This window comes from Parendozoicomonas sp. Alg238-R29, assembly GCF_947331445.1.
Classification (GTDB): Bacteria; Pseudomonadota; Gammaproteobacteria; order Pseudomonadales; family Endozoicomonadaceae; genus Sansalvadorimonas.
Window position 1 is genome coordinate 1 of record NZ_CAMZOG010000045.1, and the last position, 26144, is coordinate 26144.

Genomic DNA, 26144 nt, shown 5'->3' on the forward strand with positions numbered 1-26144 from the left:
GCTCAGAAGTATAGTTCATGCACCAACATGTATTGTGAACAGAGCCAATTTGTGGATGTCATGATACAAACCATATGGTCAAAAAATAAGCGTTGCTAACAAAATGTGTGCGTAACAAAAGTGTCATGTAGCGTACATATTGATGTGAGCCAACACTTTGCCAAGCGCTAACCGGTCCGATTTAACCTCTGTTCTTGAGGTGTCTATGAGCAAGGTTGGCGGTCGTAAAATTTCCCACAAGGTAAGAGAAAGTATCCGAGTTGAAGCTATTCAAAAGTGGCTCGACGGAGCTAAAGTCAAACACCCTTCTGAAGAGTATTGTTGGAGTCGTTTACCCGACTTGCTTATATATACCTGCACTGTCTTGCAGCCAGGAAGCGGCTTTCACGGTTTCGTTGTGCATGTGACCAATAGCACCATGCATCAAGTCATACACTTTTTTCTCTAATACCTTATGGCTAAGAATCAACTGGGCTCGGCGAACAAGCTGTTCATCAGAGGGTTCTTTGTCATTGAGATGCTCAGATAACTCTTGGTCGATTTTCTTTTTTTCTTTTCGTAACGCCTGAATGGTTTTCACAAACTCTTTAGTGCTTTCTTTTGTTTCCCGGCGTAGAGCTAACAGAGCATTGTTGTAATCTTCCCGCATTTGCTCGGCGTGAAGCTGATGTTCGAGGGAATTATCGTCGTCGATAAAGCCACTATCAAACCTCTCCTTCCGGTGCATGTGTTGGTAATTCTTCACCTCACGGCGGTTCATGAATTTATTAGTCGCCTCTGTCAATGCTGTAGCGGTAAAACTGTAGGCCCAAAACAGTAAACCGGCGGCGGTAGGGATGGGTAGCAACCCGACCAGAGTTGGGCCTGCGCCAGTAGTGACTTTTGTGACAGTGGTTTCAATGTGGCGCCAAAGGGTGCTGCGTAAGGTGGCTTTGGTGTAATTCCAGCCGGTACCTACGCCTCCCTCAGCCAGTTTAATACCTCGCCCAAGATGTTTGTTCAGGTCATTACTGATGTTATCAATATCAAGCTCCTGAGCATCCAGGGGTTTGTCCAGCTGTAATTTTTCATCCAGAAACATGGCAATACGATCAATATCGCCATTCTTGTGAGTTAGAACGTCCCTAGCCCAGCTGGTGTAATCCTGCTTTGGTAAAAACCAGTGCTTTCTCAACTCTTTACTGTTAGCCGCTTCATTAAAGACAAGCAAGCGAGTTCGGTTGTCCATGTTTTCAAAAGGCTGCCAGAGTTGTTCAAAGTTATTGCTGAAATGCTGATCCAGGCTGCTGACTTCCTGTACCGCTTCCACTAGCAACTCATCCAGGCTGCCAAATGCTTCCTCAAGTTGCCGTGACCGAAGCTGGGCCATAACCTGTGTTCGACGATACTTCACTAACTCAGCCGCAGATGCTGGAGTTTCTTTATTGAGGCTGTTTACGTCTCTTTGGAGGTTTTTAAAACTGTTCAGAATATTGATCAGGCCTGAGTGACGGGTCAGCCAGCTGTAACTATCCAGATAATCTTCAACTTCATCACCAGGCCCGCCCTCGGAACCTCGTTTGGCTCGCTTCTGCTTCGCCCGATCGAGCTGTACAATTTTTTTTAGCCTGAAAAAGCGATCTGAGACCGCGCCAATAGCAAACCAGGCCGTGCTGGAAATAACATAGGTGACGGCCATTATGGCTACAGATATGCCACCAGTCTGAACACCATAAATAACGGCCATTAAGCCAAACATGCCAGCCTGAACCCCGATAACTCTCTTATTGCGCTGCCCCCAGCGAACCAGACGCAGGGCAAAGTCTTTGAAAAATCGAACCAGATGTCCGTTATCTACCTGCTGTTTTATCAGCCACTCGTCGTCCTGGTCGCAGATAAAGTCGGGTTGGGTCTCCGGTTGATCCAGTTGAGGTTGGCCTTTAACCTGCCAACGATCCTGCTCATCTCGCACAAGGGAATAAAGCTGTGATGTTGAGGAGCGTTTCCCGACTTTGACTGAAGGTCCTAAAGACCGAGCCGGCATGTGTCCGGAGCGATGTTTGTGATGGCGTTTTAGCTTGGCAATATAGGTAATGGCAGATGCTTCTGAGATCTGGCTGCGCAACGACTGGTTCTTTTTTCCTTTAGCGGTAGACAGGGTCATTCCAGAAACGGCATCAGCTAACAGAAGAAAGCGGGTCAGGGAGAAATCCTGCTCACCCTGTATATTCTGGTCGTGGAACAGTTCGTCGATCTTTTTCCGGGCATCCTTATTTTCAAATCCAGCACTGCGCAGTTGATCAACAAAATGCTGGCGAGCGGAATCAATGGTTGCACCCGCGTCGGCAAGTAGTCGTTCCTGTTGTACAACTGAACCTGAACGCTGGTTCAGTGGGGTCGTTGCAGGGGCGTTCTTGGAAGCCATTGCTCGCTTCAGGTAGCGCTGCCCTAAAATGGTAGACACAACACGTTTGTGTTCGCTGCCCAATCGGCGAATAGTGTTTTTGATCTCCATCAGGTTGGCAAGATCAAGATCAGAGGATTTCTGAATGCTGTTTTGAGCGAGCAGATTCTGGATGATCTGTTCCGCTTCCTCTCCACTCAAATCAGTGGCGGCCATCAGTTGTTCACTCAGATATGGAATAAGCAGGATCGGAATAAAACGCTGGGTTAGGGCGTGCTGGCGGCTGACTGCTAAATATTCATACGCCAGACGAATGGGATCACTGTTTACACAACGATCAACTCTCTCAATTCTTTCAGCTGTAATGGGATGGTTCGTAGGAACTTGACTGGCAACGCTATCCTTTTCCTGAATTTTTACTATGCCTGCCAGTTGCAAAGATAGAGCAACATGGAGGTTTTCTCTCACATCCAGCTCACAACCAGCGAAGTTATGGTGCTTCTCTCCCGGCACCCAGTCGATATAGCGGTTCTTCAGTGGAGCGTGTGGTGGCTCTTCAGAGTGTTTCTGACGTTCAAACTGGTGGACGTAAACCTTATAGAGTTTGCCGGCTACCTGGTTGTTTGCAGGGCGCGGGGTGCGAAAGCGGTCAAACAGGGATTTTACGAAATAGTTGCGACGCCAGCCAGTGGTGACATGAAACCCTTCATGGGAAGAGGGCAGGCAACAGAGCTCTGCTCCCTGACGTTTGAGCTTTTGCCAGCTGTCAGGGCACATTTTTCGGAATTTAACTTGTTTGCGAGCTTCCATGCCTTTCTGGGCAGCAATTTATTCCGGCTGATACGGAAAGTATATGTGCAGTCGCTTCAGGCTGCTCTGAGAGTTGGGCTGCCGTGATTGATGGGGATTTTTTCAATCTTCTGCTGAAGTTTCTTTCGGTAGTTCATCAACAGGTAAAGGCTGTAAACCACGGTAATAACCTCCGCTACTAAGACATTGCCCCACACGGCTTTGGCTTCCAGCAATTGTGGCAAAATAAATAACCCTGTCGTTGGCAGCACCAGCCCCCGGGACAGAGACATTGCACTGGAAATTTTAGAGAGGGCAATGGCCTGGTAAACAGTCATAACAATAATATTTAAAGCCATGGGGATGACTGAGAGTGCATAGATTGCCATAACAAATTCGCCGAGCTGGATCATTTCTGATGATGGCGTGGCTACAAAGGCAGAAACAATCTCCCCCGGGAATAAAATACCAAGGCCTCCGGTAACAACGCACAGCACCATGACCAGAGTCATGCTCACATTCAGGGATTCAAGAATCCGCTGGTGCTGACCGGCGCCGTGATTAAAGCTGATCAAAGGCTGAATAGCCTGGCAGACTCCATAAGTGAGCAGTACAACCAGCCACATACAGTTCAGGGCAATACCATATACCGACAGGTACAGGTTGCCACCAAGCTTCAGCAAAACCCAGTTAGAGATCAGAATAAGGATGCCTACAGAGGATTCCATAATCATGGTGGGCATGCCATTCACAAGAATGGCTCTTATCTGGGAGAAGTCAGGTCGGATAAACTTCAGCACCAAGCGGCGGGCCGGGGAGCGGAAGTGCCAGAGCATAATAACAGTCATACTAAGCTGGGCAATGCCGGTTGCCAGAGCTCCGCCAAACATACCCCAGCCCCAGACAATCATAAATAGCCAGTCCAGAACAATATTGGTCAGAGCGCTGGCCACCATAGCTCTCATAACCAGTTTTGGGTTGCCGTCATTGCGGATAAAGTTAGACAGCACCCAACCTATGGCATATGGGGTTGAGAAGAGAGTCAGGGTTGAAATGTATGCCTGGCTTAAGGGTATCAATTCTCCCTGAGCGCCGAAAATTCGGACTATATCACTTTGCCAGTAAAGAGTTGCTGAGGTGATTACCAACATGGCGGCGGTAATCAGAGTGATTGCCTGACGAAAAATTATTTGTCCTTCAGCGATTTTTCCCTCACCAAAACGAATGCCCATCAACGCTGAACCGCCAACACCGATCATCATGGCAGTGGCAAACATAAAGGAAAAGTAAGGAATCACGATATTCATGGCGGCCAGGCCGCTTTCACCCATGGCGTGACCAATGAACATGGCGTCAGCCACAACATAAAGAGATTTGATAACCATACCGGTCATGGCAGGCAGGAGGTAATGGGTAAAACACTTGCGTACTGGGTCTTTGCCCAGATCTATTGCTGAGGATGAAGGTATCTTTTTAGTCACAGAGCGAGTTCCAGAACTGCCTCGGCACGATGCCGGGCTGGATTCATTCTATGGCGTTCGTTAATACAGAGATATGAGGACTTAGGCCTATGGACATTCTCTGCATTCTTTGCGCAATGAGGGAAGAAAAGGTTTAGATTGAAACGGGTAATGGATGAATGAAGGAAGGTGAAGCACATAATGGTGGAGATAGATTACCCAGGGCCATTTATGGCCAGCTTACTCGTTGTAATTTGTCAGGCCTCCGTGAAACTCCCCTAACCATTGAATCTCTTTCTCAGAGATAGTGAGCGAGTTGGTTATTTTGTTCAATTGCCGATCGGCCAGGTTCGCTGTCCTGTCATGGCGAGAGGTTTTCAGGTTTCTTGGACGGAAAAGATAAACTGCTGGTGAATGTGGATGTTTTGTGGGAGGTTTGGTGCATAACCAGAGCGTCTGCTTTTCTATTAATAAACCTATTCAAGTCATTGCACCAGCTTCCTCTCAAGGATTAATCTACTGTGTCTTGTAATTCAAACCGCAGTAAAGTGAGCCGGTATATGACTCAGCCTTTTTACCCCATTGGCACTCCAGGCCAACCATGGACTGATGCAGAAAAAATCAGCTGGCGAGAAAAAACCACTATCAAGCGCAGCTATGCCGATGAGGTGATTGAGCGAATCAACGCTCTCTCAGATCGTTTTGAACGCATTCAGTATGGCGCGTTGAGCTATGACGAGAATCGTTATCCGTTGTTTGCCCTGAAAAGCCAAAACTGGGATGCGTCTCGCCCCAAAGTTCTGATTACCGGTGGCGTACATGGTTACGAGACCAGTGGTGTGCAAGGTGCTCTGAGATTTCTGGATACACAGGCTGAAAGCTATAAAGGCCAGTTTGATATTCTGGTTCTGCCCTGCGTTAGTCCATGGGGTTATGAAGTCATTAATCGCTGGAATCCGCTCTGCGTAGATCCTAATCGTTCCTTTATGCCCGACAGTCCATCGGAAGAAGCGGCGGCAGTCATGGCTTTTGTGGCTTCCCAGAATGTTGAGTGGCTGGTTCATCTTGACCTTCACGAAACCACTGATTCTGATAAAGATGAATTCCGCCCTGCTTTGATGGCCCGTGATGGCAAGCTTTTTGACCCTGCCAGTGAACGGATTCCTGATGGTTTTTACACGGTGGATGACGCCAGTCGCGCCCAGCCGGAATTCCAGAAGGCTATGATCGACGCGGTCAGAAAGGTGACCCATATTGCCCCTGCGGATGATAATGGTGAAATCATTGGCAGTAAGGTTATGCAGGAAGGCGTGATTCACTACCCAAAGAAAGAGCTGTTCCTTTGCGGAGGTATGACTGATGCGCCTTATGTGACAACCACCGAGGTCTACCCAGACAGTCCACGTGCAACTCTCGAAGAGTGCAATGAAGCTCAGGTTGCAGCAATCAAAGGTGCGCTGGAGTATTTGGTAGCTAAAGGCGTGTAGGTTCAACCTTTATGTTGAAGGATGCCCGCTTCTGTTTGGAAGCGGGCATTTTTTAATGAGTTTTCGTACGGGTTTTCCCGCAACGGGAGCATATGTAGGTTGTTACCAATTTTCCCTGCTTTACGTCGAAAACCTTCTCTTTATCCACTACCCATTTGTGCAGATTGTTTTTACACATGGTTTTGCCTCTGGCTTTGTCTTTCAGAGACGGCTTCTTAAACGGCAGAATATCGGCCATTCGGTTTTCCTATTGGCGACTCACTAGGTGAGTCAGGGCATGTTGGGAACTTTCCTGCATATTTCGGCCAAAGGCAATATTGTTTTTCTGCCTGCGAATACCCGCTTTGCGCATTTTCAAGAGCAGGCGAGGCTGAACGCCATTCAGAACCAGGCCAATATTGCGTTTTTGCATATCCATCAGAATATTTTCAACGGCAACCAGAGCTGTCATATCCAGCATATTTACATCGGTCATATCCAGAATCATAACCTGAATATGGTCATCCGTTTTCTGCAGTGCGTTCAGGGCTTTCTGGGCTGCCCCAAAAAACAGAGGGCCGTTGATATCATAGATGGCAATACTGGAAGGCAGGTTAATACTTTCGTTGGGCTCTTTTGCCGAGTAGAGATTAACCGTAGATAGATTGCTGATACGTTGAATCAACAGCAGACCCGCCAGCAGCATACCAATAGTCACAGCAATCACCATATCGAAGATAACGGTAAGGCCAAAGCAAGTCAGCAGGACAGCAATATCTTCTCTCGGTGCCACCCGAACAATGCGAACAAAGTGATGAGCCTCGCTCATATTCCATGCCACCATAAGTAACAAGGCAGCCAGTGAAGCCATAGGAATATGGGCTAGCAAAGGTGCCAGCAGCAAGACGGCTAACAGTACAAACACGCCATGAACAATCGAGGCGATAGGGGACGTTGCACCACTGCGAATGCTGGTGGCCGTTCGGGCAATAGCCGCTGTTGCTGGAATACCACCAAAGAATGGCGCGACAAGATTGCCTATACCCTGACCAATCAGTTCACCGTTCGAGTGGTGGCGAGTACGGGTCATGCCATCGGCAACAACAGCACAGAGCAAGGATTCCAAAGCTCCCAGCATGGCAATGGCAAAAGCTGAAGTCATCAATTCACGAATCAGTTCAAAGCTAATACCGATGGGACGACCGCTGGCATCAGGAAGATGCCAGGGCAGAATAAAGCGCGGAGCTACCGGCGGAATGCCCGTACCGGAAACACCATCAACGTCCCAGCTGAATTTGCTGCCGATAGTAGCAATGGTGGTACCGTCAATATTATTAAGCACCAACCATGCCGTACCTGCGCCAATCAACAGAGCAGGAAGGTGTGGTGGTACTGAGGTTTTCAGGCGCTTCCAAATCAGGAAAACCCCCAGCGTGATAACAGCTATTAAAGTATCCCAGATACTGAGTTGTGGCAGTGATGTCGCAATTGTAGAGATTCGGAGAAAGAAATGTTCGGGTATGGTGATGTGTGATAATCCGAAGAAATCTTTTAACTGCAATGAAGCAATAACAACAGCAATACCTGACGTGAAGCCAATAGTGACAGGATAAGGCACATACTCAATCAGACGCCCAAGCCTGCACAGCCCCATAATCATAAGAATAAGACCGGCCATTAAGGTGGCTACAGCTAAACCACCGGCGCCGTACTTCGCAGTAATAGGCAGCAGGATAACAACAAAGGCTGCCGTTGGACCTGAGATGTTCACTCGGGAGCCACCGGTAAGAGCTATCAAAAAACCAGCGACAATAGCTGTATAGAGGCCATATTCCGGAGCAACACCACTGGCAATAGCCAGACCCATTGAAAGGGGCAGGGCGACAATACCGACGGTCATACCCGCCAGAATATCTTTGCGAAGACGAGACAGGTCATACCCCTGTCGAAATGTATCTCGAAGAGCAGTAGAAATCATTGATGTCATTAAGTCTGGAGAGAGGCCTGTAACTTTTCGGCCTTAAGGATTTATTATACGGTGACTGTGTATTAGGTGGTATACGAGCTTGTGGAAGTGTAAGGGTGTGTATCCGCAGTTTTGCAGAGGAAGAATATGACTGAAAAAACAGCTTTAATCGTGGGAAGTTCTGGTGCAGTGGGGCGCCATATTCTGAGGTTATTACTTGAAAGCGACAATTATCAGAAAGTCATCAGTCTGGTGCGCAGACCTTCTGGGGTGACCCACGGGAAACTGGTTGAGAGAATTGTTGACTTTGATTCCCTTACATCATTCACACTGAATGAACGGGTTAATCATGTGTATTGCAGCCTTGGCACCACCCGTAAGCGGGCAGGTTCTGCCGAAGGTTTTCGTAAGGTTGATCTCGATTATGTTCTGGCTCTTGGAGAGTGGAGTAAGTGCTGTGGTGCGGAGAGGTTTGGTGTTATCAGCTCTATTGGCGCAGGCCAGAAGGGTCGAGGGCTGTACCTGCAAACCAAAACAGAGATGGAGCAAGGGTTGAAAGAGTTAGATTTTTCTTCTCTGCTGATTTTTAGACCAAGCCTGCTTCATGGTGAGCGTGATGAATTTCGATTAGGTGAGCAGTTAGGTTATTGGGGGTTAAAGGGAATGAGTTGGTTACCTGGGTTACAGCAATATCAGCCTGTGGCAACAGAAACTGTTGCCAGAGTTATGGTTGAATATGTTAGCCGTAGTCATGTGGAGGGTCTGGAGGTTGTTGAAGGTTTGGCCTTTCACGAAACTACGTGACATTACCATGATCGCACCTGATTACCACTGAACATCAGTTAGCTTCAATAGCCGCTTCGGCATAGGTGCAGTTCTGGCAGCCATAATCCCCAGACCCTTGATCATTGAAGGCAGATCCAAGCGACGATGAAACCGGTCATTGAACTCTGCCAAGTATCGGGGGAGAGGCTTCGGGGGCAGTGAGTGGTAGATGCCATGTAGCTTTTTGTTTAGAGGATTTTCGTTACCACGTTAATCCCTGATATTAAGCCTGTGGAAGGGTGTGAATACGTCAACAGGCTTGGTGTGGTGGCATCAAGCAGTTCGACGTGTTTCTGACGTATTGGCAGCGACAAGTGAGGACTGTTTGCTTCTAGCTTTTATACTGCCGTAAACATTGATCAGTGCTCCCCCCATAATCAAAGTTCCACCAGCCAGAGTCCAGACGGATGGGATCTCACTGAAGAATGTCCAGCCCAGCAAAATTGAAATGATAACCTGCACATAGGAGTAAGCTGTCGCTTTACTGGCGGATTCGGTTTCCATTGATTTTGTTAGTCCGACTTGTCCAATCTGGGTGAAAATTCCGATCATGATCAGCAGAACAGTTGTTTTCAAATCCGGCATTACAAACCCATCTCCTAACAGGAAGAGAGATACAGGCAGTGCAATCAATGGGAAATACATAATGATGACAGAACTGTCTTCGCTTCGACTCAAGCGTTTAACAATGACATAAGCTATCGCGCTACCAAATGCGCCAGCCAGTGCCGCCATGATACTGAAAACGGGCATATGGTTGGTGGTGCCGAAGAGGAATCCGGGTTTTACCATCACTATCAGGCCGGTGATAGATAGAGTAATACAGATGAGAGTAGATAGCTGGATACGTTCTTTTAAAAACAACAGTGCAAGTAAAGCTGTAAATACGGGGTGTAGATATTGAAGAATAGTGGCTTCGGCCAGCGGTAGCGTTGTAACCGCATAATATACGCAGATAAGTGCCAGAGTTCCCGCCACACCTCGGGCAACCAGTAAAGGTTTGTTATCCCCAAAAAGAGGAATGTTTTTACGGCGTATATCCGTAAAGCTGATAAACAGGGACACAACTGCCCTTGCCGCTACAATTTCCAGAACAGGGATGCCGTAAGTGCTGACAACCTTGACACAGCTGGTCATCAGGGCAAAACCAAGAGCGGAAAGAATCATATAACGAACCCCGATGGGGAACATGTTTTTGAGAGTCAAAAGAGGCCATATGTTGTCAAAAATATTGAGATGTTCTTGCGTTACCAGAAGAACCCAGCGGGAGAAAGTAAAGCAAAGCTTTTGAATTCACAATTGCAATGAGCCGAAAGAATGAGCTGAAAGAATGAAAGGTACTTTGGTTTGAATCTCTGTTGGTAAAACAAACACTACTGTCATTTTCGCGAACTGTTTCTGTATATACCTTGAACCAAGGAAACCGGTCGACCTATTTGATTGTCAGACACTATTCATCCCCACCAGTCATCCGCACCAAGAGGAAGGCGCCATGAATAGGGAAAATGTTGCCCAGGTTATTATTGAAACTGGTAATAAATGGGGGTATTTATGATGACCCCGGTTTCTCGTACGCCGTCACCTGAACCTTTGTCAAAGCCCCCTTCACACACTGATGCGCCCCCAGGTTTGCAGGAGAGTATGGAGCCATGCGCTTCCACTGATAATAATGAGAGTGAGAGTTGTCAGTCTTTTTCGGTGAGTCACCGTAAAGTCGAGTGTCATGAGCTGAACCCTGAACTTATAAGAGCTTCAGTCACGACCTTAAGTCACCCGGCTTTCACCAGCTTACTGCTCAAGGAACTCAAACCATTTTGTACTGTTCAGGCTTATCCCGGAGAGTCCGATAAACATTTCAAACTGCGTCGCAAGGCCATAGCCGTTTACAAGTCTACTGTGGCGTTGACTAACTTGAATACCTCTTTGGTGAGAATCATAGATAAGGAAAGCTATTTTCCCGAATTATCTACTCCTTTGAGATGTTCTCTTCTTATGACATTGGCGATGGTCAGATTAACGCTGCTAGATAATGGAGGAGTACTGGAAGTTGTCAACCTGCTTTATGCCGATTATCGAGATCAACTTGATGATTTTTTTGAAGTACTCTCGCTCTATAAAACATATACCTATCACCCCCAACTTCTTAATAATCAGGAGAATATAGAACGGTTTTGCAGTCTGGCTGCTTCTACACAGTTTATACCAGCTATCTGGTTGCTGTCTCGAACGGCGCTGGATCCTGAAAGGTGTCAGATATCGCCCGGTAAAATTATGGAGATGCTGGCTGCGCAGGACGTCACAATAGATGTTAATCTCTTTGTTCTTACAGCGTTTGGCTTGCAGTCAGATGATGTGAATATTGTTTTTGAGTTAAGTAAATCCGATAACCAGACAGAGTTTCACCAGGCATTATGGATTTTTACCTCTGTCTTCGCGAAGCGACGAAATTCTCATTGGCCAGGCCCGCGAGACGGTTTCTCGCCGGAGTTACAACAAGCCTTGTGCTCAATGCTCCAGAGTTCCGTAGAGTCTGAACAGGTTCCAGCTCTCACAGAGGCTTTTGCAAAAGTGGGGTTAGGTGTTTCACACGCCAGAACCCGAGAAAGGCGTAAGGCTATGCAGTTTATGACAGCAATGGCTCAAGAAGGTATTGGGGGTGGGGATGTCGAGAAGGCTTACAGAGATCGTAACCTGACAAGATATCAGAGAGATGTTGCTGGTTTGGTGCTTGCCTGGCATATGAAAAGGCAGTTTATTACCCGTAAAGCTGATCCTTTCTGGTCCGCAGAAATCATGGAAAACATTGCCAAAAGAGGAAGTTTTTCACTTTTATATCGGGATGCCGCTCAGATTTATGCAGGTTATGGTCGTTATAATGATTCAATTCGCTGCCTGCGGGGTTTGCTTAAAGCATCTATTCCGGAATCAATCAGGGAAACTGTACAGAACCAACTTGAATGTTATGAGCTGGCGCTGGAATCGTCTCAACCTGTAGGAGCCAGCTTTGAAGAGTCGTGGTTGCCCGACTCCTTGAAGGCACCTTCTACGGGAGCCTCGAAAAAAAAGCAACACAGTGGTCGATCAAGCAAGAAAAAGAAAGGGGCAGGAAAAAGTGAAGATGAAAGGCAGAAAAAGGGGAGAGAGACGACGAAGAAACACTCTGTTCAAACTGTTTCTCCATCGCCAGTCACTGTTCATGACTCCTCGACGGAGGAAGAGCCAGATACTGCTCTTCAGCTAGTTCCAGGGCAGCCAACAACGACAGGCGTCGCTAAACCCATAAGCACTACTACTGCAACTACTGCAACTACTGCAACTACTGCAACTACTGCAACTACTGCAACTACTGCAACTACTGCAACTACTGCAACGTTTGCACTGCACGCAACGTTTGCACCGCAAGGTGGATGGTTGTCCGATCAATCCCCCATTGTTGGATATTTTTTCGGTGAGCTAAACCCTTTTAGAGAAGCCTGCGATTTGAAAGGTGAAGCCCAATGTATTGGTAAGTGGATGAGCAAGGAGCGCGGCCAAAACATGTATGGCAGGTTATGTGAGGAAGCCTGCTGGTTTTATCTCAGGCAGCTGGAAACGCCTTTTGACAGTTTTGAATTGTTGCCGGAGGATCATGCCGAATCCAGGCAAGATCTGTTTCGTTTGGCAGGTCAATGGCTGAGCCAGGCTGAAGCCTGTTATCTCAAAGTAGTGCGTGGCTCAGGAAGTAATCCGAAGGAGCTTGAACATCTCATAATCCAGCGTTACGAGACATGCCCGGAGTTACGAGGTCAGGCTGAATACCGTAAACGTTTGCGATCTATCTGTTCATCCAGAGGGCATCTTTATTCATTGCTTGCCGCTTATGATACCAAGCGTAAAAACCAGAATAAGAATACCGAGCGATACCGTGCATTCTATAAGCTTAAGCTTCTTGCTGACCCCGATTACCTTCGTGGTAAGGCTCATGCCTAAAGGTTGTTTGATTTTTGATCCAGGCGTTATTATTCATTTTTATCGTGACATTGTTTTGCTTCCCAAAGCGCATAGATGTGATGATTTTTGATTGGAATGGATAAAAAATTATGTGGCGGTGGTTTGCTGTATTAGCCTTCTGTTTTGGGCTTTATCAATGGTGGAGTGATCGGGCTGTTGAGCATGGCCCGGGTGTGCTTGTGAAAGAAGAACCGGAGCAAAGTCGTTTATATAGCTCTGATCCCATTCTGCATGATGGTTACAAAATTCAACCTTTGGCTGAGTTCTCTTTGGAAGCAAGAGTGCTGGGGCGTGAGGATTATTCTATGGGGCGGGAAGCTGACCTTTCTCCTGTAGATCTCGCGCTTGGCTGGGGTGTGATGTCTGATTCATCTGTTCTGGAACATATTGATATCAACCAGCGCGGGCGATTTTACTATTGGCGAGTTCAGAAGTTCCCGGTTCCCCGCCGCCAGATAGAAACTCAAAGTGCCAATATGCATATGATTCCGGCTTCTGATTATGTGGAAGACAGGTTGGATGATGTGGTGGAGGGCGATATTATCCAGTTGCGTGGAAAACTGGTAAAAGTGGAGGCCGCAGATGGCTGGCGCTGGCAGAGCAGTTTGACCCGCAACGATACCGGTGGTGGCGCCTGTGAGTTGATCTGGGTGGAAGACTTCCAGATAAAGCAACTATAACAATAGCTTTCTATTTATGGGGGCAGGCTGGGTATGAGAGTTCTGGTGGTTTATGCACACCCTAATCCGGAAAGTTTCAATGGTGCTCTTTACCGCTCTGTCTGTGAAACCCTGCATGAGGCGGGGCATGAAGTGCAAACCTGCGACCTTTATGATGAAAACTTTGAACCCCGGCTGTCACGCTCTGAGCGTCAACGTTATCAGGGAAAAGATAATGTCGAAGGGCTGGAGGATCATATAGGTAAGCTGAAGTGGGCTGAGGCTCTGGTTTTTGTCTACCCCACATGGTGGATGGGCATGCCGGCGATTCTCAAAGGTTGGCTGGATCGGGTCTGGTTGCCGGGCGTTGTAGTAGACATTGGCCCTGATGGTTTAAAACCACTGTTGACCAATATAAAAAAGATTATGGTAGTCACTACTCAGGGATCGTCCCGCTGGCGGATGATGGTGATTGGTAATCCCCCCCGGAAGATGTTTTTTCTCAGCATGAAAGCGGTTTGCCGCTGCCGGGATATCCAGTGGCTGGCTATTTACAGTATGGATTCTGCCTCAGAAGAGGAGAGAGGTAAGTTTCTGGAAAAAGTACAGTCTCGATTGCGCCAGTTTTAGACCATGGTAAGAAGAAACAGGCCAGTGAGCGTAAACTCACCGGCCTGTTTACCTTGAGAGCTTATACGCTTAAGCGTAATTTGCTTCTGCAAACTCCCAATTTACCAGAGCCCAGAAGGCTTTCAGGTAATCAGGGCGAACATTGCGGTAGTCGATATAGTAAGCGTGTTCCCACAGATCGCAGGTCAGCAGTGGCTTCTGATCAGTAGTCAGAGGAGTTGCTGCATTGCTGGTGTTCACGATTTCTACAGAGCCGTCAGCGTTCTTAACCAACCAGGTCCAGCTGGAGCCAAAGTTGTTTACGGCCATTTCAGAGAATTTGGCAACGAAATCTTCGTAGGAGCCAAAAGCCTTGTTGATGGCATCAGCCAGAGCGCCGGAAGGCTGGGTGCCACCGTTAGGGCTCAGACAGTTCCAGTAGAAGGTGTGGTTCCAGATCTGGGCTGCATTGTTGAATACGCCACCAGAAGAAGATTTAACAATGTCTTCCAGAGACTGGCTGGCCATGTCGGTACCTTCAACCAGACCATTCAGCTTCACTACATAAGTGTTGTGATGCTTACCATAGTGGTAGTCCAGAGTTTCCTTGGAAATGTGAGGTTCCAGTGCATCGCGCTCGTAAGGCAGGGCGGGCAGTTCAAAAGCCATTTTGCTTGTCTCCATCTCGATCCTATCAGGCGTATGCCGAATACTGCCTCGGCATGGCAAAATTCGGTTTGCCGATGATAGCACTGTGGTTGCCGCAGTTTCCATGTAATGTTGATAGGGTTTTTATTTGGTTTGGATAGTTTTTCCCTATGTGAGCAGCTACCACCTATTGTTTTTTTATTTCTGGCAGGGAGTTCTTCTAGAGGTGCAGTTTGTGAAGTGTGGTTTCTAACAGGGGTCTCAGGCCTTGGGTGAGTCGTATCCCCCAACCTTGTGTGCAGGGTTGTTTGCAGTTGTTCCTGAGCTGAGATACGGCCTCACTCAAAGTGATTATAAGGTTGTTGGCAAACTGGGAGGGTCAGAGGTTGTGTTGCAAGAGGAAATGCAAAAAAACTGAAACCTGCAGATGTGGAAAAACTAAAAGAGACAGTAGAAGTGGTTTCCTCAGTGCTTCAAAATATCCAACCGCCAGAAGGCAATAGTCTGATTCTGAATGGTAAGTTAAGTAGTAAATTTGGTGGCTGATCAGGCCACCACCTGCCCTCGATAAATACGAACACTCTTAAACTGTGGTTTTGCTTCTTTTATTGCCTGCTCAGTGAGTGGTTTGTGGGTGGGTCTGGCCAGATCGTCCATGTGAATGTCTTTGCCTGAAAGCTGAAGAAGCTGGAGGGCTGTGTTTTTGGTTGTTGTATCAGCAGATCGGCGAGCAAGATCTTGTATGGTGGCAAGAGTGTCTTCACCACTGAAACGAATCACAATATCAAACTCAGCTTTCAGCCTGCGGCGAAGGACCGTCATCAAATCTAGCATTTCTTTGGTGTAAATTGGCATGTGCAAACCCTCTGTCGCAGTCTGGTAAGATGTATATACGTGACAGCAAGCACTGTACCAAGTTATACATATGCGATAGCGCAAGTGTTCGCGGGATATGGGGAGTCTATTTCTTCACGAGATAGCTCCAATCTGGCGCATAGAGTGCGGGTGTGCACAAAAATTGGGAGAGGGGAGTGTTTTGCCGGGCTTGCTATTGGGCGGAAACGCACTTTGCTCTAGAATGGCTGTAATGTCCATTCAATATGTAATGTAGATGAACTCTCGCTCCCAGGATGATCTTGACCACCTGCCCAGTATTTCCCTGTCACCGGATGACATGCCTGAGCGCACGCCTGACCGGGGCAAGAAAACACCTGGGAAAAAACCTTCAGGGAAATCGGAAACCAGCTCTTCTCGTTTTCCTTTTGCCACTGTTGTGCTTTCCATAGCCTTTCTGACACTTGCTGCTGGTGGCTACCTGCAGGTGCAGGCTCTGCAGAATGAGTTGCAGGAGGCTCGAAGTCAGCTGGCTGCTACAGCTTCGTTGTTGGGTGAAGTGTCCGGTGCTGTTTCTGAAACCGGTGAATCACTCAGTAAAAACGATACTAAGGTGAAGGATGAATTGAAGGCTGTGAATTTTGAAATTCGCAAGCTCTGGGATCTTTCTAACAAACGTAACCGCTCGAACATTGAAGCTCAAGGTCAACGTATTGATGCCCTGAACAGTAGTTTCACTAAAGCAAGAAAAGAGCTGGAAGGCTCTGTTGATCAGATAGGAAAAAACACCAGAGAGCTGGCCTCTGCAGAGAAAATACTCTCTGCTTTGCAGAAGGAAGTACGGGCGGTAAATGCTGATGTGGTGGCGGGTTCAACTATTACCCGGGAGCAAGTGGATGCTTTGCAGAAAACAGTAGACAATCTTTCTGTTTCTGTGAAAAAAGCGACATCCGAGAATCAGCGTTTTACGTCTGATATTAAAACCCAGGTAAAAGATTATGCCGAGAAAATGAAAGCCATTGATGCTCACCGGCAACAAGTTAACCGGCGTCTTCTTCAACTGGAGAACAGTATTCGCAATCTGGAATCCGGTTCCCGTGCAGGGTTAACTGTTGAGCCGACGAAAGGGTAACGAATTTTCTCTCTGGGCTGGGAACACAGGGGGCGGTAAATCCCCAAAGTTGCTCAAGTGCTCTAGCAACAGCCGGTTTTCAATAGTTTTTTCCAGCCGCAGTTCGCGGGATTGATGCTCCCACTGCAATAATGCCTGTTCTTGGGTGCGACAGCGTGGCCCGCAGGCATTGCAGGTTTTACAGATAACCCGATGGCTGAAAACCTGGTGGTGCACACTGCCCTGTGTGCCGCCACAAAATGGGCAGGGTTCCAGCTGAGTGACTGTGGTGGTGCTCATCCTTGAATCGCCTCCCTAATCGTATTGTCTGTGACAGTTTTCTTATATTGCGTGCTTTCACTCTTACCTACGGCACAGTGCTTGTCAGTACTTCTGAGTCACCATATTCTTAGCGCCTGTTGGAAACGTATTATTGCGTTTTCAGTTGTGAATGCGCGAAATATCCGTTTATTTGATATTGTGAAAAACAATATCTGGGTTTTTATTTTCTTCTGAGTACAACATATGGTGTCCTTTCAGGTTAGAAGGCAAAGTGTGCAGGGGCAAGAACGTACGTCGATGGGTGTGCGAGGCTGCTTTTCTTTCTATCCACTGTTCGGTGTTGTTGCTATGTTGCTGTTGCTGTCGGGTTGTTCTTTTTGGAACAATTACTGGCCGGATGATTTCGAGCCTCTTCCAGTTGCTGAGAAAGCACAACCAGAACTAAGAATGGTATGGCAGCTTGTTGATACAACTCCTGAAGAGGTTAGCCAGCTTCTAAAGGGTCGGGGAATGGTTACTCCGGTTTATGAAGTCATGCCGGATAATGAATTGCTACCGGATTATATTCGTACAGCAAAACTGTTTGATGACTTGAAAAAGGCAGGCCTGAATCTGGTCTCAGCAGAAAACACTCTGAAGTGGCACTATAAAATGGTAATGGCCGTTGAGGAGAGTTGCCCTGAAGGGGCAACCGACCCATTGCCTTCCTGCAGTGTGCGCAAATGGTATCAGTGGCTGCCAGGACTCGGGCATGATTTATATGACCGTGATATTCCAAGGCAGTTTTTGGAGGATACTCGGGTGGATTACCTGATTATTTCTGATCCTGCGATTTACTCCGCCGAAACAGTAAAAGATTTACGCTATGCACCGTCTTCGCTACCGCTGGTGCAGATGACTCGTAAAAGTCGTGAGAAATTGCTTGTACCTGTCCAGTCTGGAGTAGACTTGGCCGTGGTGCGAATTGCTCATGAAGGTCGGCATGTAGAAAGCTGGAATCAGGTTGTGGCCAGCTGTTCATTGCCTCTTGCCGAAGCAGGTATTACCGGACGAACCTTGCGCCAGGAACGTGAGCGACTGTTGGATATACTCCGTAACTGGTGCCTGACCGGTGTACAGTTAGTGGATAATACTGTGATGTTGTATTAACTATATTTCCTGGGGGTCGTTCCCAATTAAGCATACGACTCAGCGCCACCCGAAGGGCATTGTCGAGAGCCTCTATGGCTGCGTTGCAGCATTTTGAAAGGCAACAAGCATTCCGGCAATGCTGCGTCTACCCATAGAAACCCTCGGCAATGCTGAGTTTGATGCTTAATTGAGAACGCCCCCTAGTGTGTATTGCTGGTAATGTTTGGTAACGTCGCCTTACATCTTTTCCCTCGACAAGGTGTTGGGGATTCCTTAATGTGTAGCCAATTTTTACGTGAATGGTTGTGATTCTCGCCAATGAATCCGAACTATCTAGATTTTGAACAACCAATAGCTGAACTCGAAGCCAAAATCGAGGAGCTGAGACTGGTTGGCAGTGATAATGAACTGAACATTACCGGTGAAATTGCCACACTTGAAGACAAGTGTCGTAATCTTACCGCTAATATTTTCAATGACCTCTCGGCCTGGCAGGTTGCCAAGCTGGCTCGTCATCCCCGTCGTCCTTACACTCTGGATTATATTCGCGAAATCTTTACTGATTTCGATGAGATCCACGGCGATCGTCATTTCTCCGATGATCATGCCATTATGGGTGGTATGGCTGAACTGGATGGCCAGCCGGTGATGATTATTGGTCATCAGAAAGGCCGGGAAGTGCAGGAAAAGGTACGCCGTAATTTTGGTATGCCTCGCCCTGAAGGTTACCGGAAGGCCTGCCGGATGATGGAAATGGCCGAACGTTTCCGAATTCCCATTTTGACCTTTATTGATACTCCTGGCGCTTATCCTGGTATTGACGCTGAAAAGCGTGGGCAAAGTGAGGCTATTGCCTGGAATCTCGCGGTAATGTCCCGTCTGGAAACGCCGATTATTTCCACCGTGATTGGTGAGGGCGGTTCTGGTGGTGCGCTGGCCATTGGTGTATGTGATCGGCTGTTGATGCTGCAATATTCCACTTACTCTGTGATTTCTCCAGAGGGTTGTGCATCCATCCTTTGGAAAACAGCAGAAAAAGCCTCTGATGCGGCAGAAGCCATGGGCATTACTGCTGGCAGATTGCATGAGTTGGGTCTGGTAGACAGGGTTGTCGAGGAACCTCTGGGTGGTGCCCATCGTGATGCATCAGTGGCCGCTCAAAGTCTGAAAGATACTTTGCTGGAAGAGCTTGATCGTTTGAAAGGCCTGCGTGGCGCGGAACTGGTTCATGCCCGTTATCAGCGTTTGCGTGAGATTGGTGTAAGTTAACCTCTTATATTTCTAAGTTTCAGGCACCGGTCATAAGCTGGTAGTCTCAAAGCCAGAGCGGTATTAGTATTAGCGCTCTGGCTTTTTTATTGTCTTTTTTCGGGTCTTATATTGCCGGTATGAAACTCACTCCAGATGTTGTTATTCGAGCCATACATGCTCAGTCTGTTGCTGTGGGCTCTGTTGCTGTGGGCTCTGTTGCTGTGGGGTTCAGTGGTGGCGTTGACTCCACAGCTCTTCTGTATATCTGCAAGATCCTGCGGGACCGAGGCGATATCAAAACTCTGCGGGCAATTCACGTGCACCATGGGCTTAGCCCGTTGGCTGATGGTTGGGTAGATCATGCTCGGGCATTATGTCGTAATTGGGATATTCCCCTGTCGGTTCACCATGTTGGTTTCGACGACACAAGCAATGTGGAAGAGGCTGCCAGAGAGGCAAGGTATCAGGTCTTTGAAAGTGAGTTGCATGATGGTGGCGTTTTGTTGCAAGGGCATCATCTTGATGATCAGGTAGAAACCATTATGTACCGGGTTATGAGGGGGACGGGTGTTGCTGGCTTACAGGGAATTCCGGTATCCCGTCCGCTGGGTAAAGGGCAAATTGTTCGCCCGCTTCTCGGATGCGAGCGAAAAGACATAGAAGCTTATGCGGGAGAGAAGCATCTGGAATGGATTGAGGATGAGTCCAATACTGATATCCGCTTTGATAGAAACTTTCTGCGTAACAATGTTATCCCAGAATTGGTAGAGCGCTGGCCAGGTATGAAAATAGGTTTGGCGCGGCTTGCCGAGTTGAGTAGTGAAGCAGAAGAGATTCTCCAAGGCGTTGCTGATGAAGATTACGGGCGGTGTGTTGTTGGATGTGATGTTCCTGTTCTGGGAGAAGCTCAGTTGCTTGATATTCACACCTTGGAAGCTCTGCCTGTGTCCCGTCGTTCTTTATTGCTCCGAGAATGGCTGAGGCGGGAAAAGTTATCCGTTCCCTCCCGGGCAACACTACTGCAGGTTATGGAGGAGGTATCTGGTGCCCGTGTTGATGGTGAACCTGTTGTTGTCTGGGCTGGTGGCGAAGTGCGTCGTTATAAACATTTCCTTGTAGCCTGTCAGCCTGTAAAAAAAACTGTGGCTTTCAAGAGTATTCTTTATAAGGGAGAATCTTTAACTCTTCCGGATCAGAGTCGGGTGGAGTGTAAGGGGGTGACAGCATCGTCAGTCAAGCATGGGCAAGTGTGTGTAAGTGCTGGTGCCTTTGGCGTGTTTTCTGTGCGCAGTGAAATTGATGTGCAGCCCTTCTCATTACCCGGCAGAAAAGGAAGCAAGAGTTTAAAAAAATGGCTGAATGAGATAGGGGTGCCTTCATGGTTGCGTGACCGGTTGCCTATTTTTCATGATGGTGACCAGTTGATCGCTATTCCCGGGCTTTTGGTTGCAGATGGTTATCAGGTTGAAGCGGGTGATCCAGGTATCTCTATGAATTGGCTGTCTTAAGTTCTATATAAAAGCTGCATTTTTCAATAACGGCGAGGCTTCAGCTCTCTCTGACTCTTTCCAGTTCGATGGGTTCCTTTCAATAAGCATTCTATCAACAGACGGTAACAGTTTTTAACAGCTCCCTTGGGCGGTTGGGGATAAGTCTGTCTACACTTCGCTCGATTTTATCTTCTGGAGCAGAAGAATGGCTGTTCAGATTCGAGAGAAAAGTATGCATTCGGGGTTCTTGCCAGCTGCTCTGGCGTTAGCTGTCGCTATGAACGTTAGCGAAATGAGAGCTGAATCGGATTCTGAAACTCCGAAAGTTAATGATGTTGCCTCCCGCCATGTGATTTCAGACCAAGAAGATCCACGTAAAGGTAAGAAGCAGGAATTCACGGAGTCACTTTTACAGGATGTGCGGCTCTTTAATGGCGCTACTGGTATGGCGTTGGAGTTTTCAGTAAATCCCTGGGCAATGGGTGATAATGACACATCAGCCGCCATGGATGTGCATCAGGAGGTGCGCTATCGGTATGACGACATACCTGTAGAAGAATCCCTTTCTTTTTATTCCCATGGAGGTCAGAAGAGCAGAGTAGATACCGTTCAGGTGGCTCGTATGAAAGCTTCCTATACCGATCAGGGGATCCTCGATGATGTTGATGTGCCTGATACCATTGATGAAGATCAGACGGAAGCGCTGGAAAAAGCGCTGAGAAAGGCTGTCAGGACTTTAGCAAAATTAGATCCGACTGTTCTGCACTCGGTGGATGAGGATTCTACAGCTCTGATTGTGGCTGGTGGATCACAGATTGCTATGACCATATACAGCTCTATGGAGCCAATTCATCCTCTTCTTAAGGTGACTGTGCCTAATAAAGGCCGGAGTAATATCGAAATCCTCGATGAGGAGTTTGATAATTTGGTTCAGTTCTTTACTTTTGGCGAGAAGCTTAAGTTCTCTAAAAAACTCAATGTTGTGGGGGTTATGGCAACCCACAAAGGCAGTGCCCTTACGGCTGTTTATCAGTATTTGAAAGACGCTGCCAATAACATGGATTATAGAAAACTTCGCTCTGGTGTATTGAAATTTGGCCTGCTGGGCGAGGGAGGTTGGGGGGAGGTTAGTGAATACAATAGACGGGTTGTGACCAGTCTTAGTCGGCCGGCTGCTCCGGTACATTTGGGGACGATGAAGTATTCGAACGTTGTTCGTGCTCATATTCAAGGCTACCAGGGCTATAAAGGCGTGCTTCCGGATCTGGTGCTAACAGCGGCGAGTGATGATCTCGGGGTAATTATGACTAGGATTTCAAATCTTTTGCGTGGTGTGTCAAGAGGCAATGCCTCTAATATGGCGCTTCGGGCGAGTGATGTCTCACAAGTCAGGTTTGTTGTTTCAAAGAATATGGCGGATAAAATTCGTGCTCAGAAAGATTGGTCAGCATATGGCGATGTGGTGGGCCGGATCGAGGCTGCGCTAGGGGATGACAAGGGTATGGAACACCTTGTTGAAAATCAGATTGTTGCAGATGACAATCTGGACAGGAATGTGGAAGTGAATGCGCCAGTTAGCAAAAGACAGGCGATAAGAGCGCACGTGCGTGGAACAGTCCGGGCCTTTGGGGTTAGTGCAGTTGTTGGTGGCGGGCTCAGTACCGGGATTCGCATCTATGACCGTTATCGCCAAGATGGAAAGTTGCCCCATAACTATACAGAAACGGAGATGGTAAAACTGGCCGGGCATGCGGCTCGGGATGGTGTTTATCACGGTGTTGGGGGTGCTGTCGCGTTTAATGTTGAGAGAGCAACAGGCCTGCCTTCTCCAGTTGTGGGTGCAGGGATAGGCGTTGCGCACACCTTGTATGATAGCTATCAGGCCGGAAAGCTGACCTGGGAGAATGCGGCTCCAGAATCTGTCCGCGTTGGTGTAGAGTCGCTGGCGGCTGGTACAGCTGGCTGGATTGGTAGCGGTGCTACAACATTCATTGCCGGAACTTCCACTCCCGTTCATTTGACCGGAGCCCTCGCGGGTAGTTTGATGGGGCGCTATGCCTACCAGTATGTTCTCGATCGTTACGGCCACGCTCTACCCAGAGTTCTCTCTGAAAAACCTGACACGATATTGAAGTTACATTGATTCTTGATATGGCATTCGTTTGGAAGGTGACCACCGAATGCCATCATTTTTGATGAAAAATGCCTCTTTTTATTGAGGCATTGAGCGCTGTTTGGTATCCTACAACCCCATCTTGATTGACTTCTTCCTCTACCCCTAAAGGCGATTAACGCCTACCAGAAAACGGGTTTTCAATGACGCGCTATATATTCGTCACGGGCGGTGTTGTTTCCTCTCTTGGAAAAGGCATTGCGGCCGCTTCCCTTGCTGCCATTCTTGAGGCTCGCGGCCTGAAGGTTACCATGCTCAAGCTGGACCCTTACATCAATGTGGATCCGGGCACTATGAGTCCGTTCCAGCATGGTGAAGTTTTTGTTACTGAGGATGGGGCCGAGACTGACTTGGATCTCGGTCACTATGAACGTTTTGTCGGCACGACTATGACGCAGGGGAATAACTTTACCTCTGGTCGAGTGTATGAGCATGTGCTGAAAAAAGAGCGTCGTGGTGACTACCTGGGCGGAACAGTTCAGGTTATTCCTCATATTACTGATGAAATCAAATCCCGCATTATTGCCGGTGCCGGTGATGCCGATGTAGCACTGGTGGAAATTGGCGGTACTGTGGGTGATATTGAATCTCAGCCATTCCTGGAAGCGGTGCGTCAGTTGAAAGTAGAGCTTGGCCCACGCCGTGCTCAGCTGATGCACCTGACGCTAGTGCCATGGATTAAGACGGCCGGTGAACTGAAAACCAAACCAACCCAGCACTCTGTAAAAGAGCTGCGTTCTATTGGTATTCAGCCTGATGTACTGATCTGTCGCTCTGAGAAGCATATCGATATCTCTTCCCGCCGCAAGATTGCTCTGTTTACGAACGTAGCCGAACGTGCGGTTATCTCTCTGGAAGATGCTGACTCTATTTACAAGATTCCGGGTATGCTGAAAGAGCAGGGGCTGGATGAAACCCTGGTGGAAAATCTGGGGCTGGAATGCAAACCTGCGGACTTGTCTGAATGGGAGGATGTGGTTGAGCGTGAGTTCAACCCCAAGCAGGAAGTCACTGTCGCGATGGTCGGCAAGTACATGGAACTGCTGGATGCTTATAAATCCCTTGTTGAGGCCATGAAGCATGCTGGTCTGAGCACTCACACCAAAGTCAATCTGCGTTATATCGATTCTGAAGAGATTGAGCGTAATGGCACAGGTGTGTTGAAAGATGTTGACGCTATTCTGGTACCGGGTGGCTTTGGTAACCGTGGTGTGGAGGGCAAGATTGCCACTGTTCGCTACGCCCGTGAAAACAAGGTTCCTTACTTGGGGATCTGCCTGGGTATGCAGGTTGCGGTTATTGAATATGCCCGTCATGTGACTGGTATTGAAGGCGCTAACAGTACCGAGTTTGATGCTGATGCCGAGCATCCCGTTATTGGTTTGATTAACGAGTGGATGGATGAAACCGGTCAGGTTGAGCAGCGCACTGAGAAATCTGATCTCGGTGGTACCATGCGTCTGGGTGCTCAGCTTTGTCATCTTGAGCCAGGCACCAATGCCCGTGCAGCGTATGGTGAAGAAACCATTAAAGAGCGCCACCGTCACCGCTATGAGGTGAATAATAATTACGTTGAACAGCTGGAAAAATCTGGCTTAATCATTTCTGGCCGTTCTGTGGACAAGTCTCTGGTGGAAATGGTGGAAGTCGCCGATCATCCATGGTTTGTTGCCTGCCAATTCCATCCGGAATTTACTTCCACTCCACGTTACGGACACAGTTTATTCTCAGCGTTTGTAGAAGCAGCTGTTAAGGAAAGAGGGTAAGCTGATGCAACATAAAACCATTGCGCTGCCTAACGGTGTCGAAGTTGCCAACAACAAGCCTTTTGTGTTGTTTGGTGGTATGAATGTTCTTGAGTCTAAGGAATTGGCTCTGGAAATTGCCGGGCATTATGTGGAGGTGACCAACAAACTTGGTATCCCTTACGTTTTTAAGGCGTCTTTTGATAAGGCTAATCGTTCTTCTGTGGCTTCCTATCGTGGCCCCGGTATGGACAAAGGTCTGGAGATTCTTAAGGCGATTAAGGATGCCTACGGTTGTCCGGTGATCACCGATGTACACGAAACTTTCCAGTGTAAGCCTGTAGCGGAAGTGGCTGATGTGATTCAGTTGCCGGCCTTTCTGGCTCGCCAGACTGATCTGGTTGTTGCTATGGCGGAAACCGGCGCCGTTGTTAACGTTAAAAAACCTCAGTTTATGAGCCCGCCACAGGTTGGCAATATCGTTGATAAGTTTAAAGAGGCGGGCAATGAAAAGATCATGCTCTGTGAGCGTGGTGCCTGCCATGGTTACGACAACCTTGTTGTTGATATGTTGGGTTTCCGCACGATGGCTGAAGTCAGCGGTGGTGCTCCCCTGATCTTTGATGCGACCCATGCGCTTCAGTGCCGTGACCCTAACGGTGCGGCTTCTGGTGGTCGTCGTCATCAGGTAACCGAACTGTCCCGTGCTGGTCTGGCTTTGGGGATTGCTGGTTTGTTTATCGAGGCTCACCCTGATCCTGATAAAGCCCGTTGTGATGGCCCGAGTGCATTGCGTCTGAGCCAGCTGGATCCGTTCCTGAAACAGATGAAAGCTCTGGATGATTTGGTTAAAGGCTTTGAAGAGCTGGATACTAAATAAACTTCTGGCTTTTTAAAGCTATGAATAAAGGGGAAGGTTTTGCGACCTTCCCCTTTCTGTTGCTGAACTTTCTATTGCCCAATAATGAAATTTGGTAGCGGAGAAAAGTGTTGTTATGTACTGTAACTAAGTTCTGTTTTGCGTGGCTGATTGAGGTTTATGCGTCCGGTAACAATTGTTCTGTCAGTTCTTCTTGTTGTGCTTCAGTTTAAGCTTTGGGTGGGTGAGGGTAGTCTTGCTCAGCTGATGCGTGTGCATGAGCAGGTGGAAGAACAGCAGCAGAAAAACAGCCTGATGCAAGCCCGTAATGATGCGTTGGCCGCTGAAGTGGTTGCTCTTCAGCAGAAGGGAGCAAAACAGGCCGGTCTGGATGCTCTGGAAAACCTGGCTCGCAGTGAATTAGGTATGGTGCGTGAGAACGAAACCTTTTTCTTTATGCCGGACTGATGTGA

The 26144-nt window shown here is 47.9% G+C and carries 21 protein-coding genes and 1 pseudogene; 13 read left to right on the forward strand and 9 right to left on the reverse strand.

Annotation, left to right across the window (positions count from 1 at the left end):
* Positions 1 to 331: 331 nt before the first annotated feature.
* Both QMA35_RS12335 and QMA35_RS12340 read right to left on the reverse strand, forming a co-directional pair.
* Positions 332 to 3193 carry a hypothetical protein gene (locus QMA35_RS12335; RefSeq protein WP_281647455.1) on the reverse strand — a complete coding sequence of 954 codons (2862 nt, stop codon included), beginning with the start codon at positions 3191 to 3193 and terminating at the stop codon, positions 332 to 334.
* A 56-nt stretch (positions 3194 to 3249) separates the two neighbouring features.
* The gene (locus QMA35_RS12340; protein ID WP_281647456.1) at positions 3250 to 4653 is read right to left on the reverse strand and encodes an MATE family efflux transporter; all 1404 of its coding nucleotides are present in this window, start codon (positions 4651 to 4653) and stop codon (positions 3250 to 3252) included.
* 539 nt (positions 4654 to 5192) lie between these two features.
* Between QMA35_RS12340 and QMA35_RS12345 the strand changes: the two genes are divergently transcribed.
* Positions 5193 to 6119 carry a M14 family metallocarboxypeptidase gene (locus QMA35_RS12345; RefSeq protein ID WP_281647457.1) on the forward strand — a complete coding sequence of 309 codons (927 nt, stop codon included), beginning with the start codon at positions 5193 to 5195 and terminating at the stop codon, positions 6117 to 6119.
* A gap of 52 nt (positions 6120 to 6171) precedes the next feature.
* Here the strand turns inward: QMA35_RS12345 and QMA35_RS12350 are convergent, their stop codons facing one another.
* Together QMA35_RS12350 and dauA are read right to left on the reverse strand one after the other, a co-directional pair.
* Entirely contained in the window at positions 6172 to 6357 is a 186-nt protein-coding gene (locus tag QMA35_RS12350; RefSeq protein WP_281647458.1) for a hypothetical protein, read from the reverse strand.
* A gap of 9 nt (positions 6358 to 6366) precedes the next feature.
* A complete protein-coding gene (gene dauA, locus QMA35_RS12355; RefSeq protein WP_281647459.1) occupies positions 6367 to 8085 on the reverse strand; it encodes a C4-dicarboxylic acid transporter DauA in 1719 nt (572 codons plus the stop codon).
* 126 nt (positions 8086 to 8211) lie between these two features.
* Here dauA and QMA35_RS12360 point away from each other — a divergent pair, with 126 nt between their 5' ends.
* On the forward strand, positions 8212 to 8868 hold the full coding sequence (locus QMA35_RS12360; protein WP_281647460.1) for an NAD-dependent epimerase/dehydratase family protein: 657 nt from the start codon (positions 8212 to 8214) through the stop codon (positions 8866 to 8868).
* Positions 8869 to 8889: 21 nt separating this feature from the next.
* Here QMA35_RS12360 and QMA35_RS12365 read toward each other — a convergent pair.
* Together QMA35_RS12365 and QMA35_RS12370 are read right to left on the reverse strand one after the other, a co-directional pair.
* Positions 8890 to 9030 (reverse strand): annotated as a pseudogene (locus QMA35_RS12365) (IS1595 family transposase); the annotation flags it as partial.
* A 132-nt stretch (positions 9031 to 9162) separates the two neighbouring features.
* Positions 9163 to 10080 carry a DMT family transporter gene (locus QMA35_RS12370; protein ID WP_281647487.1) on the reverse strand — a complete coding sequence of 306 codons (918 nt, stop codon included), beginning with the start codon at positions 10078 to 10080 and terminating at the stop codon, positions 9163 to 9165.
* 360 nt (positions 10081 to 10440) lie between these two features.
* Here QMA35_RS12370 and QMA35_RS12375 point away from each other — a divergent pair, with 360 nt between their 5' ends.
* From QMA35_RS12375 to QMA35_RS12385, 3 genes are all read left to right on the forward strand, one after another.
* Positions 10441 to 12858 (forward strand): hypothetical protein, encoded by a 2418-nt coding sequence (locus QMA35_RS12375; protein WP_281647461.1) that lies wholly within the window; start codon positions 10441 to 10443, stop codon positions 12856 to 12858.
* Positions 12859 to 12968: 110 nt separating this feature from the next.
* Complete coding sequence (locus tag QMA35_RS12380) at positions 12969 to 13559, forward strand: hypothetical protein (protein ID WP_281647462.1); 591 nt, start codon at positions 12969 to 12971, stop codon at positions 13557 to 13559.
* A gap of 33 nt (positions 13560 to 13592) precedes the next feature.
* Positions 13593 to 14168 carry an NAD(P)H-dependent oxidoreductase gene (locus tag QMA35_RS12385; RefSeq protein ID WP_281647463.1) on the forward strand — a complete coding sequence of 192 codons (576 nt, stop codon included), beginning with the start codon at positions 13593 to 13595 and terminating at the stop codon, positions 14166 to 14168.
* Between the two features lie 69 nt (positions 14169 to 14237).
* Here QMA35_RS12385 and QMA35_RS12390 read toward each other — a convergent pair whose 3' ends face one another.
* Positions 14238 to 14816, reverse strand: coding sequence for a Fe-Mn family superoxide dismutase (locus QMA35_RS12390; RefSeq protein WP_281647464.1), 579 nt, complete (start codon positions 14814 to 14816; stop codon positions 14238 to 14240).
* Between the two features lie 525 nt (positions 14817 to 15341).
* Positions 15342 to 15650, reverse strand: a complete 309-nt coding sequence (locus QMA35_RS12395; protein ID WP_281647465.1) for a hypothetical protein — start codon at positions 15648 to 15650, stop codon at positions 15342 to 15344.
* A gap of 256 nt (positions 15651 to 15906) precedes the next feature.
* Here QMA35_RS12395 and QMA35_RS12400 point away from each other — a divergent pair, with 256 nt between their 5' ends.
* Positions 15907 to 16761, forward strand: a complete 855-nt coding sequence (locus QMA35_RS12400) for a hypothetical protein (RefSeq protein ID WP_281647466.1) — start codon at positions 15907 to 15909, stop codon at positions 16759 to 16761.
* Here QMA35_RS12400 and QMA35_RS12405 read toward each other — a convergent pair.
* Entirely contained in the window at positions 16735 to 17040 is a 306-nt protein-coding gene (locus QMA35_RS12405) for a Lar family restriction alleviation protein (protein ID WP_281647467.1), read from the reverse strand. The genes QMA35_RS12400 and QMA35_RS12405 overlap by 27 nt on opposite strands.
* Before the next feature lie 255 nt (positions 17041 to 17295).
* Here QMA35_RS12405 and QMA35_RS12410 point away from each other — a divergent pair, with 255 nt between their 5' ends.
* The 7 genes from QMA35_RS12410 (at position 17296) to QMA35_RS12440 (ending at position 26139) form a co-directional block, all read left to right on the forward strand.
* Complete coding sequence (locus tag QMA35_RS12410; RefSeq protein ID WP_281647468.1) at positions 17296 to 18171, forward strand: hypothetical protein; 876 nt, start codon at positions 17296 to 17298, stop codon at positions 18169 to 18171.
* 300 nt (positions 18172 to 18471) lie between these two features.
* Positions 18472 to 19422 (forward strand): acetyl-CoA carboxylase carboxyltransferase subunit alpha, encoded by a 951-nt coding sequence (locus QMA35_RS12415; RefSeq protein ID WP_281647469.1) that lies wholly within the window; start codon positions 18472 to 18474, stop codon positions 19420 to 19422.
* Positions 19423 to 19511: 89 nt separating this feature from the next.
* The gene (gene tilS, locus QMA35_RS12420; RefSeq protein WP_281647470.1) at positions 19512 to 20912 is read left to right on the forward strand and encodes a tRNA lysidine(34) synthetase TilS; all 1401 of its coding nucleotides are present in this window, start codon (positions 19512 to 19514) and stop codon (positions 20910 to 20912) included.
* Between the two features lie 187 nt (positions 20913 to 21099).
* The gene (locus QMA35_RS12425; protein WP_281647471.1) at positions 21100 to 23037 is read left to right on the forward strand and encodes a hypothetical protein; all 1938 of its coding nucleotides are present in this window, start codon (positions 21100 to 21102) and stop codon (positions 23035 to 23037) included.
* A 173-nt stretch (positions 23038 to 23210) separates the two neighbouring features.
* A complete protein-coding gene (locus QMA35_RS12430; protein WP_281647472.1) occupies positions 23211 to 24833 on the forward strand; it encodes a CTP synthase in 1623 nt (540 codons plus the stop codon).
* Positions 24834 to 24837: 4 nt separating this feature from the next.
* On the forward strand, positions 24838 to 25692 hold the full coding sequence (kdsA, locus tag QMA35_RS12435) for a 3-deoxy-8-phosphooctulonate synthase (protein ID WP_281647473.1): 855 nt from the start codon (positions 24838 to 24840) through the stop codon (positions 25690 to 25692).
* Positions 25693 to 25851: 159 nt separating this feature from the next.
* The gene (locus tag QMA35_RS12440; protein WP_281647474.1) at positions 25852 to 26139 is read left to right on the forward strand and encodes a septum formation initiator family protein; all 288 of its coding nucleotides are present in this window, start codon (positions 25852 to 25854) and stop codon (positions 26137 to 26139) included.
* Positions 26140 to 26144 lie beyond the last annotated feature (5 nt).

Excerpts from the sequence above, each read along its gene's own strand:
- QMA35_RS12430 (WP_281647472.1), top strand. The coding sequence starts at position 23,211 with ATGACGCGCTATATATTCGTCACGGGCGGTGTTGTTTCCTCTCTTGGA.
- QMA35_RS12415 (WP_281647469.1), top strand. The coding sequence starts at position 18,472 with ATGAATCCGAACTATCTAGATTTTGAACAACCAATAGCTGAACTCGAA.
- QMA35_RS12405 (WP_281647467.1), bottom strand. The coding sequence starts at position 17,040 with ATGAGCACCACCACAGTCACTCAGCTGGAACCCTGCCCATTTTGTGGC.
- QMA35_RS12390 (WP_281647464.1), bottom strand. The coding sequence starts at position 14,816 with ATGGCTTTTGAACTGCCCGCCCTGCCTTACGAGCGCGATGCACTGGAA.
- QMA35_RS12335 (WP_281647455.1), bottom strand. The coding sequence starts at position 3,193 with ATGGAAGCTCGCAAACAAGTTAAATTCCGAAAAATGTGCCCTGACAGC.
- QMA35_RS12395 (WP_281647465.1), bottom strand. The coding sequence starts at position 15,650 with ATGCCAATTTACACCAAAGAAATGCTAGATTTGATGACGGTCCTTCGC.
- QMA35_RS12385 (WP_281647463.1), top strand. The coding sequence starts at position 13,593 with ATGAGAGTTCTGGTGGTTTATGCACACCCTAATCCGGAAAGTTTCAAT.
- QMA35_RS12380 (WP_281647462.1), top strand. The coding sequence starts at position 12,969 with ATGTGGCGGTGGTTTGCTGTATTAGCCTTCTGTTTTGGGCTTTATCAA.
- QMA35_RS12400 (WP_281647466.1), top strand. The coding sequence starts at position 15,907 with ATGAACTCTCGCTCCCAGGATGATCTTGACCACCTGCCCAGTATTTCC.
- dauA (WP_281647459.1), bottom strand. The coding sequence starts at position 8,085 with ATGACATCAATGATTTCTACTGCTCTTCGAGATACATTTCGACAGGGG.
- QMA35_RS12370 (WP_281647487.1), bottom strand. The coding sequence starts at position 10,080 with ATGTTCCCCATCGGGGTTCGTTATATGATTCTTTCCGCTCTTGGTTTT.
- kdsA (WP_281647473.1), top strand. The coding sequence starts at position 24,838 with ATGCAACATAAAACCATTGCGCTGCCTAACGGTGTCGAAGTTGCCAAC.
- QMA35_RS12375 (WP_281647461.1), top strand. The coding sequence starts at position 10,441 with ATGATGACCCCGGTTTCTCGTACGCCGTCACCTGAACCTTTGTCAAAG.
- QMA35_RS12345 (WP_281647457.1), top strand. The coding sequence starts at position 5,193 with ATGACTCAGCCTTTTTACCCCATTGGCACTCCAGGCCAACCATGGACT.
- QMA35_RS12440 (WP_281647474.1), top strand. The coding sequence starts at position 25,852 with ATGCGTCCGGTAACAATTGTTCTGTCAGTTCTTCTTGTTGTGCTTCAG.
- QMA35_RS12350 (WP_281647458.1), bottom strand. The coding sequence starts at position 6,357 with ATGGCCGATATTCTGCCGTTTAAGAAGCCGTCTCTGAAAGACAAAGCC.
- QMA35_RS12360 (WP_281647460.1), top strand. The coding sequence starts at position 8,212 with ATGACTGAAAAAACAGCTTTAATCGTGGGAAGTTCTGGTGCAGTGGGG.
- QMA35_RS12425 (WP_281647471.1), top strand. The coding sequence starts at position 21,100 with ATGGCTGTTCAGATTCGAGAGAAAAGTATGCATTCGGGGTTCTTGCCA.